Source organism: Steroidobacter agaridevorans, from assembly GCF_009932555.1.
GTDB classification, from domain to species: domain Bacteria; phylum Pseudomonadota; class Gammaproteobacteria; order Steroidobacterales; family Steroidobacteraceae; genus Steroidobacter; species Steroidobacter agaridevorans.
In genome coordinates this window covers 442073-454037 of sequence record NZ_BLJO01000006.1, presented here as the reverse complement: position 1 = coordinate 454037, position 11965 = coordinate 442073, and the positions used below count along the sequence as shown (strand labels likewise).

Sequence of the window (11965 nt, the reverse complement as noted above, 5' to 3'; positions counted from 1 at the left end):
GACGCGATCACGCCGCGTCTTGCGCCGGAACCGACTCCGAGCGAGCGGCCGATGACCTCGACATCATGTCGTTAGTACGACGGCTGCGCTCCGCCTGGCCGAGCAGCTCGAGGGCAGCAGGCGCGTCCTCGTCACCCGCGAATGCGGCCAGGCCAGTCGAGAGCCGAATGCCGCTGGCGGCGGAGCTCAGGCCCCAGTGAACGAACGCATTGCGAATGGTTTGTTCCATCGCACCGGCTTCGATCGGCCCGCTCTCCGGCATGACGACGACCAGCCGGCACGTATTGACCGGCGCGGGCAGTCGTACGACCCAATCGAGCTTTGGCCGCATGGCGTCGTGCGCGGCGCTGAGTAGCGTGTCTGAAATCGTTCCTGTCGTGGTGTGCTGGTTGAACGCAGCGACATCGGCCGCATCGAGTCCGACGCTCAGTAACTGCAACGGTTTCTTGGAGCGGCCCGCCTGAACGATTTCCGCACGCAAGCGGCCCACCAAATGACGCGCCGTGTGCGCGCCGTTCTCCAAATCGACGGTAGCCGGCTCGTGAGCACGACCAGTCTTCGAGGACTGGCGACGGCGAATGGCTACCACGCCAGCCTGCACGCGACCCACGATCTCGACGAGCGCGTTCTGACGCATCAAGTACTGATCAACGCCCATGCAATAGCCCCGCTCTTGAAATCGCACGTCCGCGATTTCCGTGAGCATGATGACGTAGACGGGCGCCAAGGAAAGAATGCGCAGCCGCGCGATGAACTCGATGTCATCGACCGCCGGCACGGCGCTGTCGGTGATGACGACGGGGAACCACTCGCGGGCGAACATCGTGAGCGCTTCGACGCCGTCGGCGGCGGCCGCGACTTCGAACCCCTGCAGCTTGAGCAGTGCCGCCGCCGACTCGCGCATGCCCACATCGGCGTCCACGATCAGGACGCGGCGGGGCGGCGAGAAATCAGGCGAAGCGCTCATGTCGAGAGGGTTCTTATGTGAGATGCGGCTACGGTACTCCTCCCGCCGCCACTAGCGTTAATGCGCTTGTCGTTTCTGTGAGCCGGCTCCCGGAGCGGGTGCGAAGTGGCGCACATATCGCCCGAAAAGGCCGTTTTCCCAGCTCGAATACGCTGACGGCAGCGCTGAGCTCTTCGCCGCGCTCATTGAGGTTTTCCGCGGTCGCGGCCATGGAGCGCACCAGCTCGCCGTTGCTCTGCGTGACCGCGTCCATCTTCTGCAACGACTGATCGACCTGTTGCAGGCCGCCGGTCTCGTGAGCAAACGAAGCCTGCAGCTTGTCCATGATGTCGGCAATGCCGCGCACACCGGCAACCAGGTCGTTCATCGTGACGCCCGCTTCGCCGACCAACGTGCTGCCGGCAGCGACGTTGTCGACCGAGTTCTCGATGAGTTGTTTGATTTCTTTCGCGGCGGTAGCGCTGCGCTGCGCGAGGCTGCGCACTTCCGAAGCGACGACGGCAAAGCCGCGGCCATGCTCGCCGGCACGCGCCGCTTCAACGGCTGCATTCAGCGCCAGCAGGTTCGTCTGAAACGCGATCTCGTCGATGACGCCGATGATGTCCACGATCTTGCGTGACGACGAGCTGATCTCACCCATCGTCGACACCACGCGCGAGACGACATCGCCGCCTTTGGCTGCGATCGTGACCGCCGAATCCACTAGCTGGTTCGCTTCGCGGGCCTGCTCTGCGTTGCGAGCGACGATATCGCCCAACTGCCGCACAGCATCGCCGGTTTCGGCAAGCGCGTCGGTCTGCGTGCGGTTGCGATCGGCGAGCTCCGCACTGTCGCTAGCGCTTTCACGCGCGGCCGCGGTGACCAGCTGAGTCCCGTCGGTGAGTGCTGCGATAGTGTCGCGCAGGCGAGTGATGACGCTATTCAAAGCCCGACCGGCAGGACTGACGACGGTGCCGTCCGATTCGCGCAGGTCGATCGTGCCCTGCCGATCCATGGCTTCCACGAGCCGTTGCAGCTCCGCCGCTTGCAGGCTTTCGGCGCGCATCAGATGCGCCAGATAGGAAAGGACCACAGTCTCCGCGATCACATAGGACGCATGGACCAGCACGATGCCCAGGCTGGGCTTGGTGAAGCACATGACGCCGTAGCCCCACTGCTGAAAATAGTAGAACGACAGGTGATGGGTCGCCGCCACGCCGGCGGCCATGACGATGGGCCGCCAGTCGCGATAGCAGAGCAGGAAGGCGAGCAGCACGAAGATACCGAAGTGCAGCTCCGTGAGACCGTAAGCTTGGTGAATATTGAGCGCGCAAAACACCATCAGCGACGTCGCGACGCTCATGCGCGTCAGCAGCGAGCCGGGGTAGATGAAGGCGAACGCACCCGGGATCAGCGCGGCCGGCAGACCGACCAGCAAGGCCCACTGCCAGGTGTCGTAGCGAGGCGCGAGCGCGAAGGTGAGGACCAACAAGCCGGCCAGCACTCCGACCATCAGGCGATCGGCTCGGACGTGAATGGCGTGCATGGCAGGGCGGGGTTGAGCAGTTGACATCGCGGAGCGCGGGAACTGGCAAATGTGAATCCACTATGTCGTCCGCCGGCGCTGGGAGGTTGAGGCCACAAGGTGTCCGACCTCCCAGTTCCATCACGACGCGCTTCTCAGATCGAGCGAACGCCAAAGCTGACGAAAAACTGACGGGCGCATTTCAAGGGCCCGCATGCACAAGGAATGGGCCCGGTCACGCGTGCACGCCTGAGCACGCCACGATACTCATATCCTTATAACTTTGATCCGCATCACAGTAATCCTACCCTCGGGTAGGTGGCGCGGCTGGTCCCGCGCCGATCTGGCCTGTTCCCGTCAAGAGGAGTCACTCCCATGCTGGCCGTCCGCCGCTCATTGTTGCTATCGAGCCTCGCGATCCCTGCTCTGATTGCCGCCCAAAACGTTGCCGCTCAGGAGGCGACCTCGTCCAAAGCCGACGACGACATCATCGATTACGTGATCGTCACGGGCTCGCAAGTATCGCTGCCGCCCGAGTACGCCGGCGGGCAGGTCGCCCGCGGCGGACGCGTAGGTTTGTTCGGCAATCTCGATGTCATGGATACGCCATTCAACAGCACGAACTTTACCGCCGAATTCATGCGCAACTTGCAGGCGCGAAGCGTAGCCGATGTCGTGCAGAGCGATCCCGGCGTGCGCGTGGCTCGAGGCTTCGGCAACTTTCAGGAGTTGTACGTCGTGCGCGGCTTCCCGGTGTACTCGGACGACATGGGTTACAACGGTTTGTATGGATTGCTGCCGCGTCAGTACGTCGCCGCCGAATTCCTCGAGCGCGTGGAAGTGTTCCGGGGCGCCAATAGTTTCCTCAATGGCGCTGCGCCCAATGGCAGCGGCGTCGGCGGTTCATTCAATCTGGTCCCGAAGCGCGCGCCCGACGCGGATCTGAATCGGATGACGCTGGGCTACGAGAACGATGGCCAGGCTTACGCTGCCGCCGATTTCGGGCGCCGCTTTGGCGGTGACGACAGCTTCGGCCTTCGCGCCAACGCTGTGCGTCGCGATGGCGAGATGTCGATCGAAGATCAGGAGCGGCAGCTCACGATGTTCTCGCTCGGTGTCGATTATCGCGGCGAGAAGGCGCGCTTCTCGGCCGACTTCGGCTGGCAGGATCACAATATCGATGCGCCTCGTCCGAGCGTGACGCCATCGCTGACGGCGATTCCGCGGGCGCCGGATTCGTCGAAGAACTATGCGCAGGACTGGACGTTCAGCAGCGAGAAGGATTTCTTCGGGGTCGCGCGTGGCGAGTACGACATCAGCGACAACATCGATGTTTGGGCCGCCGTCGGCATCCGCGACAGCGAAGAACACAATGCGTTGGCGAATCCGACGTTCAGCCCGACGGCAGCCGCGCCGGATCGTATCACCACGTACTTGTTCGAAAACTATCGCGAAGACCTGGTGCTCACCGGCGATACGGGCATCCGTTTCGAGTTCGATACCGGCCCGGTCGGCCATCGGGTCAGCGTGTCGGGCTCGTACTTCGATCTGGATTCGAAGAATGCCTATGTCATGGCGCTGCCGGCCGACCGCATCGTCACCGATCTGCGCAATCCGGTGCAGGCTGCGCGTCCGGACGGCACATTCTTTGGCGGCGTGCTGTCCGATCCGCGCACGACCACCGAGACGACGACGAAGAGCATCGCGGCCGCCGACACGCTGGCATTCGCCGATGAGCGCGTGCTCGTCACGCTCGGTGCGCGCTATCAGATCATCGAGCAGCACACCTTCAACTACAACACCGGGGCAGAAAACTGCGTGACTCCGCGTCCGGGCGCGACGCCCGTCTGCGGCTACGATGAAAACGTCGTGACGCCAATCGGTGCGGTTGTGTTCAAGATCGCGGATCAGTTCTCGCTGTACGCGAACTACGCGGAAGGTCTGCTGCAGGGGACGCAGGTCCCGACCACGGTCAGTACGCCGAGTGGCGTCGTCACTCCGGTCAACGGCGGTCAGACGCTGGACCCGTTCGTGTCGACGCAATATGAGATCGGCGCCAAGTACGACGGCGGCTCGATCGGAGCCACGCTGTCCATGTTCCGGGTGAACATGCCGACGGCGATTCTGGCCGGCGACGTGGTCCGCGATGACGGTGAGCAGCTCAATCGAGGCATCGAGTTCAGCGCTTACGGCCAGGCGGCCGAAAGCCTGCGTCTGCTCGGCGGCGTGACGTACCTCGACGCCGAATATCGCAAGACGGAGTTCGGGCGGAACGAGGGCAACACCGTCATCGGCGTGCCGGAGATTCAAGCGAACGTCGGCCTGGAGCTGGATGTGGCGAGAGGCTTGAGCGTCGACGGACGCGTCGTCTACACCAGCTCGCAGGAAGCCAACCTGACCAACACGCTGAGCATTCCGTCGTGGACGCGCCTGGATCTCGGTGCGCGTTACGAGCTGGAGCTGGGCGAAACGAGAACGCTGACCTTCCGCGCCCGCCTCGACAACGTCACGGACAAGAACTACTGGGCCTCGGTGGGCGGTTCGGCGGGTTCGAATTACCTCGTGCTCGGCTCGCCTCGCACATTCGTGCTGTCGGCCTCGCTCGATTTCTAACCTCGATGTTCGATGCGGTCGCCGTGTTCGGCGGCGGCCGCTTCTCTCCTGGCGCGAGCACGCCCACAATACGGCTCGGAACGTTCGCTAGCGGAAGTGTGCGCATGAAGGAGCCTGTGAAGGCTGCGGTTCTGGGACTCTGCCTGGTATTAACCTCGGTCGCTACGCCAGCGCACGAAGATGAAATGTTCTTTCCCATGCTCGCGCAAGGCATGCCTTCCGAAGCGGGCGCCGCTTCCAACCTGGTTCGCCCCAGGCAGGAACGCGATCAGACGCTGCCGCTGCAGCCCACGCGTCAGATCAAATTCGATACCGACGAAGGCACGTGGCTATCCGTCGATGTGTCACCCGATAGCAAGCGCGTCGTGTTCGACATGCTTGGCGACATTTACACGCTGAGCGCCGCGGGCGGGAAGGCAACCGCAATCGCACGCGGCATGGGGTTCGATACTCAACCGACCTATTCTCCCGACGGCGCCTGGATTGCATTCGTCAGCGACCGCTCCGGCGCCGAGAATGTCTGGGTCATGCGGCTCGATGGCTCCGACGCCCGGCAGATCAGTTTGGGCGGCGACGATAGTGTATTGGTGTCTCCCGCATGGAGCGCCGATGGCAAAGCCATCTATGTGAGCCGATTCCTGTGGAGCGCTGACAGCTATCAGCTGTGGCGTTACGACCTGGACGGCACGGAAACATTGGTCGTGCCGATCAAGGCGCCCGGCCAACCGCGTGACAAAGGACAAAGCTCACTTGGCGCGGTCGCTTCTCCCGATGGCAAGTACATCTACTTCGCGCGTCGCAATGGCACCTCGAACGATCGCAAGGTTGACGAGTGGTCCATCGTTCGTCGCGAGATCGAGAGCGGCGCCGAGCAAACGCTGGTGCCCACGCCGGCAGGGCGCGGCCGCCCGAACGGCGCGTATTTTCGGCCGGCGCTTTCGGCCGATGGCAAGTTGCTGGCGTATGCCACGCGTTTCGAAGGCCGCACGGGCTTGCGACTCCGCAATCTGAAAACCAACGAAGATCGCTGGCTGGCGTTCCCGATCGAGCACGATCAGATCCATGCTCAGAGCTGGCAGGACCTCGTGCCGCGCTATGCGTTCACTCGCGATGGTCGATCGGTGATTCTCAGCCGTAACGGCAAACTCGAAAAACTGTCGGTCGATGGCGGCGCCAGCGCTGCAATCCCATTCACTGCGACCGTCGATGTTCCGCTAGGGCCGCTGACGCGCGTTGCCGTGAAGCAGGAAACAGGTCCGGTGCGTGCGCGTCTCATACAAGCGCCGGAGCAATCGCCCGATGGCAAGCTCGTCGCGTTCTCATCGCTGGGTCACGTGTATGTCATGCCTCTTGTCGACGGCGCGAAACCGCGGCGGCTGACCTCGAGCGAGACGCCGGAGTTTCATCCGAGCTGGTCGCCGGACGGCAAACAGATCGTTTTCATCACCTGGACCGCGAAGCAAGCCGGGCAGGTGTGGATCGTCGACGCGAACGGCGGCGCGCCTCGACAGATCACGAGCGTCGCCGGCTATTACTCACATCCGATCTTCACGCCCGATGGCAAGTCGGTGCTGGTCGTGCGATCGGAGAATGAGGCGCGCCTGCGCAGTTCGATGGAATTCGGGCAGCATGTTCGCGACGCCGCGCTGATATCGCTGCCGGTCGAAGGCGGGGTGGCGAAGGTCGTTGCGACCGGCACGTTCGGTGGCAAGCCGCATTTCTCGGCAAGCCCGAATCTCGTTTACCTGCGCCAGGCTGCCGGTCTGAGCAGCGTCGATCTCGGCAACGGTGAAATCCAACCTGCAGTGGATGTGCAGGGCCCGAACTGGTATTTCGCCGAGAATCTCGCGCAGGTGGATGACAGTCGTTTGAGTCCCGATGGCAAGTGGGTGCTGGCCATCATTGCGCAGCAGGCTCACATCGTCGCTGCGCCCAAGCCCGGAGAGACCGTCGATCTGCTCAATCCGGGGCGCGAACATCGTCGCATCACCGATGTGGGGGCCGACTTCATCGAGTGGGCCGACGGCGGCAAGACAGTCACCTGGTCGGTGGGATCGACGTTCTACCGTCGCTCGCTCGCAGACATCGAACTGAATCCCGCGACGAAGCCTGGTTGGAGCGCCGATGTTTCGAAGCGCGGCCTGGATTCGTTTCCAGCAGTTGTCGAAGTGCCACGCGACGATCCTCGCGGCAGCCTGGTGCTTCGTGGCGCTCGCGTGATCACCATGCGCGACTCGGAAGTGATCGAGAATGCCGATGTGTTGATCCACGACGGCCGCATCGCTGCCGTCGGCCCGAGTGGCTCGCTCAAGCTCCCGGCCGACACGGAAGTTCGCGATGTCACAGGCAAGACCGTCGTGCCCGGGTTCATCGACGTGCACGATCATGTGGCCGACATTCGTCGCGATGTGATTGCGATGGAGAGCTGGGGCCTGCGTGCGCGACTGGCTTATGGCGTCACGACCGCATTCGATCCGTCCTCGCTCAGCATCGATATGTTTGCTTATCAGGACCTGGGCGATGCTGGCATTCTGGTCGGCTCGCGCGTGCCGAGCACGGGAACGGCGATGTTCTCGTTCAACCGCTTGTCTTCGGTGGATGAGGCGCGTGCGCTGCTGACTCGCTATCGAGATCACTATCGCACCCGGAACGTGAAGCAATATCTGATCGGCAACCGGCAGCAACGGCAATGGCTGGCGCAGGCCGCGAAGCAAGTCGGTGTGATGCCGACCACCGAAGGCTCGCTGTCCTTGAAGCTCGATCTGTCTCAGATCATGGACGGCTATTCCGGCAGCGAACACGCTTTGCCGACGCCGCTGTATAACGACGTCATCCAATTCGTCGCGCGCAGTGGCACGAGTTACGACGCCACGTTGCAGATCAAGAACGGCGGTCCCGGCGCGCAGGATAACTTCGTCGCTCGCGATCGGCCCTTCATGGATGAGAAGTATCGCCGCTTCCGGCCGTATTACATCGCAGCTCAGCAGACATTGGCGCGGGAATGGATCGAGCCGTCGACCCTGCTTTATCCACGCATCGGTGGCGACGTGGCTCGCATTCAACGCGCCGGCGGCGTCACCGCGATGGGCTCGCATGGTGAGATTCAAGGGCCGGGATTCCATTGGGAGCTGGAGGCGCATGTGGAGGGCGGCATGACTCCGCTCGAGGCTCTGCGTGCCGGCACTATCGGCGGAGCGGAGGCGATAGGTCGGCGCGACGAATTCGGCAGCATCGAGCCGGGCAAGTTCGCGGATCTGGTCGTGCTCAATGCCGATCCGCGGGACGATATCCGGCGCAGTCGGGATATCGGGTTCGTCATGAAGAACGGCCGCCTTTATGACGCCAATACGCTCGACGAGCTCTGGCCACGCCAGCGGCCGCTCGAGCAGCCCTGGTTCGGCGTCGACGGCCCGCCCGTCCACTAGCGATAGCGGGCGCATGTCCCGATAATGCGGCCCTACCCTGGCCGCATTGGCCTGCCACCGTTCAATCGCCCATGCCCTTGTCCATCGTCATCCTGGCCGCCGGCCAGGGCAAACGCATGAAATCGGACCTGCCCAAGGTGCTGCAGCCCCTGGCCGGTCGGCCCATCCTGTCGCACGTGCTGGATACCGCCAAACAGTTCAACGCCGACGCCATTCATATCGTGTACGGCCACGGCGGCGAACAGGTGCAAAAGGCGCTCGCGGCCGAGCCGGTGAAGTGGGTGCTGCAGGCCGAGCAACTCGGCACCGGGCACGCAGTGGCGCAGGCCATGCCGGCGATCCCCGACGATCACGATGTGCTGATTCTGTATGGCGACGTGCCGTTGGTTCGTCAGCCGACCTTGCAAACATTGCTCGAGCAATGCAACGCCAAGGCCATGGGCGTGCTCACGGTCGTGCTCGCCGATCCGACCGGCTATGGCCGCGTGGTTCGTGACAACGCCGGCAATGTCGTGCGCATCGTCGAACAGAAGGATGCGAACACCAAAGAGCGCGCCATCGGTGAGATCAACACCGGCCTCATGGCCGTGCCCGCAGCCTCGCTGCGCAAGTGGCTCGCCGAGCTGAAGAACGACAACTCACAGGGCGAGTATTACCTCACCGACATCATCGTCATGGCCGTGCGCGCCGGCATGAAGGTGAACGCGGTGATCGCGCCGACGGAAATGGAAGTGCTCGGGGTCAATGACAAAGTGCAGCTCGCTCAGCTCGAAGGCTCGTTGCGCGCCGAGCGTGCGCGTGAGCTGATGATCAATGGCGTTACGCTGGCCGATCCGGCGCGCATCGACATTCGCGGCAAGGTCACTGTCGGCCGCGATGTTTTCATCGATGTGAATGCGGTGCTCGTCGGCGATGTCGAGTTGGGCGATCGCGTCCGCATCGGGCCGAATTGTTACTTGAAGGACTGTCGCATCGCCGCCGACACGGAGATCCATCCGAACTGTGTCATCGATCGTGCTGTGGTCGGGCCGCGCAATGTCATCGGCCCGTTCGCCCGCCTGCGCCCGGAAAGCGTCCTGCACGGCGACGTGCACATCGGCAATTTCGTCGAGGTGAAAAAGAGCGAGATCGGTCAGGGCAGCAAGGCCAACCATCTGACCTACCTGGGCGACGCCACCGTCGGCAGCAAGGTCAACGTCGGCGCCGGCACGGTCACCGTGAACTACGACGGCGTGAACAAACACCGCACCGAAATCGGCGACGGCGCCTTCGTGGGGTCCGGCTCCATGCTGATCGCCCCGGTCAAGATCGGGCCGAACGCCAACACCGGCGCCGGCTCGACCATCACCAAGGACGCCCCGGAAGGCAAGCTGACCCTGGCCCGCGCCCGCCAGGTCACCATCGAGGGCTGGAAACGGCCCCAGAAAAAGCCCAAGGAGTAGGGGCGGTAGCGAGCGCCCTTAAGGGCGCTTCCCGGCCGCCAGCCGAGTTGTGAGACTTTCCGCAGCCGCTGGGAACCCCGGTCGGCTACACTCACTTTTTCATAAACCTGCGACTCAAACGGATCCTTATCCCCCATGTGCGGCATCGTCGGCGCGATTGCGGATCGCAACATCGTTCCCATCCTGATCGAAGGCTTGCGACGCCTGGAGTATCGAGGTTATGACTCGGCCGGCCTCGCCATTCTGAATGGCACCGGCCACCTGCGCCGGCTGCGCACTGTCGGCAAAGTTCGTAAATTGCAGGATGCCCTGGCCGAGACCCCGGTCGAAGGCCACCTGGGTATCGCGCACACCCGCTGGGCGACCCATGGCGTGCCGTCCGAGCGCAACGCCCACCCGCATATCTCGCGGGACGGCATTGCCATCGTTCACAACGGCATCATCGAGAATCATGAAGAGTTGCGTGAGGAGCTGAGCAAGCTCGGCTATCAGTTCACCTCCGAGACCGATACCGAAGTGATCGCGCACCGCATTCACTTCCACAAGCAGAAGCTCGGTGACATCTTCCGCGCGGTTCGGGCTACGGTCGCGGAGTTGGAAGGCGCCTATGCGCTCGCCGTCGTTTCCGAAGATGCGCCCGACAGCATGATCCTCGCCCGTGCCGGTTGCCCTGTGGTCATCGGTGTCGGCAACAACGAAAACTTCGTCGCCTCCGACGTCGCCGCGTTGCTGCCGGTGACTCGCAAGTTCATCTTCCTCGACGAAGGCGATCTCGCCGAGATCCGTCGCACCAGCGTGCGCATCGTCGATCACGAAGGCAACAACGCCCAGCGCGAAGTTCGCGAAAGCTCGCTGTCCGCCGATGCGGCCGAGAAGGGCGAGTACGCGCACTACATGCTCAAGGAAATTCACGAGCAGCCCCGCGCCATCGCTCAGACGCTGGAAGAACGCGTCGCCGGCGGCAAACTGCTCGAAGCCGCGTTCGGTCCGCTCGCGACCGAAGTGTTCCGTCGCTGCGAGGCCGTGCAGATCGTCGCGTGCGGCACGAGTTATCACGCCGGCGCGGTTGCCAAGTACTACATCGAGCAGATTGCGCGTCTGCCTTGCTGGGTCGAGATCGCGAGCGAATATCGCTACCGCAATCCGGTCGTGCCCAAGAACACGTTGTTTGTTTCGATCTCGCAGTCCGGCGAGACCGCCGACACGCTGGCCGCGCTGCGCATGGCCAAGCAGTCCGGTTATCTCTCGACGCTGTCGATCTGTAACGTTCCGGAAAGCTCCCTGGTGCGCGAATCCGAGCTGGTGCTGCTGACGCGCGCCGGCCCGGAAATCGGCGTCGCGTCGACCAAGGCGTTCACGACCCAGCTGTGCGCGCTGGGCATGCTGGTCATCGCGCTCGCCAAATTTCATGGCACCGATCCGGAGCGCGAGCGCGGCCTGGTGCAACGCTTGATCGAAATCCCCGGCCTGATCGAGAAGACCCTGCATCTCGATGAGACCATCAAGAAGCTGGCCGAACGCTTCGCCGACAAGCATCACGCGCTGTTCCTCGGCCGCGGCCAGATGCATCCGATCGCAATGGAAGGCGCGCTGAAGCTCAAAGAGATTTCATACATCCACGCCGAAGCCTATCCGGCCGGCGAGCTCAAACACGGCCCGCTCGCGCTGGTCGATGCCGACATGCCGGTCATCGCCGTCGCCCCGAACAACGACCTGCTGGAAAAGTTGAAATCGAACCTGCAGGAAGTGCGCGCCCGCGGCGGTGAGTTATATGTATTCGCCGATCCGGATTCCGGCTTCCAGCCCTCCGAAGGCGTCACCGTCATCACCATGCCGAAGCATGTCAGCCACTTCCAGGCTTCCGCGGTCTACACCGTGCCGCTGCAGCTACTGGCGTATCACTGCGCCATCCTCAAGGGCACGGACGTGGATCAGCCGCGAAACCTGGCGAAGTCGGTGACGGTGGAATAACAGCGGTATTTGCGGGCGACCTGGCTTGCTAAGCCAAGGTCGC

General features: G+C 63.2%; 6 protein-coding genes. 4 read left to right on the top strand and 2 right to left on the bottom strand.

Going from position 1 to position 11965, the window contains the following annotated elements; translation table 11 throughout:
* Positions 1-7: 7 nt before the first annotated feature.
* Together GYH35_RS22985 and GYH35_RS22980 are read right to left on the bottom strand one after the other, a co-directional pair.
* On the bottom strand, positions 8-967 hold the full coding sequence (locus GYH35_RS22985) for a response regulator (protein ID WP_161810328.1): 960 nt from the start codon (positions 965-967) through the stop codon (positions 8-10).
* Positions 968-995: 28 nt separating this feature from the next.
* Positions 996-2519, bottom strand: a complete 1524-nt coding sequence (locus tag GYH35_RS22980; protein ID WP_202624519.1) for a methyl-accepting chemotaxis protein — start codon at positions 2517-2519, stop codon at positions 996-998.
* A gap of 327 nt (positions 2520-2846) precedes the next feature.
* Here GYH35_RS22980 and GYH35_RS22975 point away from each other — a divergent pair, with 327 nt between their 5' ends.
* The 4 genes from GYH35_RS22975 (at position 2847) to glmS (ending at position 11922) form a co-directional block, all read left to right on the top strand.
* On the top strand, positions 2847-5084 hold the full coding sequence (locus tag GYH35_RS22975; protein WP_161829590.1) for a TonB-dependent receptor: 2238 nt from the start codon (positions 2847-2849) through the stop codon (positions 5082-5084).
* A gap of 104 nt (positions 5085-5188) precedes the next feature.
* Positions 5189-8509 (top strand): amidohydrolase family protein, encoded by a 3321-nt coding sequence (locus GYH35_RS22970; protein WP_161829589.1) that lies wholly within the window; start codon positions 5189-5191, stop codon positions 8507-8509.
* 71 nt (positions 8510-8580) lie between these two features.
* Entirely contained in the window at positions 8581-9951 is a 1371-nt protein-coding gene (gene glmU / locus GYH35_RS22965; protein ID WP_202624517.1) for a bifunctional UDP-N-acetylglucosamine diphosphorylase/glucosamine-1-phosphate N-acetyltransferase GlmU, read from the top strand.
* A 135-nt stretch (positions 9952-10086) separates the two neighbouring features.
* Positions 10087-11922, top strand: a complete 1836-nt coding sequence (gene glmS, locus GYH35_RS22960) for a glutamine--fructose-6-phosphate transaminase (isomerizing) (protein WP_161829588.1) — start codon at positions 10087-10089, stop codon at positions 11920-11922.
* Positions 11923-11965 lie beyond the last annotated feature (43 nt).